Source organism: Halomonas sp. SIMBA_159 (assembly GCF_046536035.1).
Classification (GTDB): Bacteria; Pseudomonadota; Gammaproteobacteria; order Pseudomonadales; family Halomonadaceae; genus Vreelandella; species Vreelandella venusta_A.
Genome location: NZ_JAWJBT010000732.1, coordinates 1 through 266 on the forward strand (window position 1 = coordinate 1; position 266 = coordinate 266).

Consider the following 266-nt stretch of genomic DNA (forward strand, 5'->3'; position numbering starts at 1 on the left):
CTGGGCATTCCGGCTTTCATGATCACCTCCAACGGTGCCCGGGTGCATACCTGTCAGGGCGAAGTGCTGTTCCAGCAGGACGTGCAGCCTGAAGTGATTTTGGGATTGATGGAGCTCACCAAAGACGAGCCGGACTTACGTATTCATATCTACCGGCATGATGACTGGCTGCTCAACATCGAAGATGCGTATCTGCGTGATTTCCACCAAACCTTTACATACAAACTGTTTGACGTAAACAACCCGCCACGCCATCCAGCGGCGGG

General features: G+C 53.4%; 1 protein-coding gene. It reads left to right on the plus strand.

The genetic code is table 11. The annotated features are described in order from the left end of the window. Positions 1–266: HAD hydrolase family protein (locus R0J87_RS21130; protein ID WP_498888731.1), on the plus strand; the 266-nt coding region annotated here is incomplete at both ends.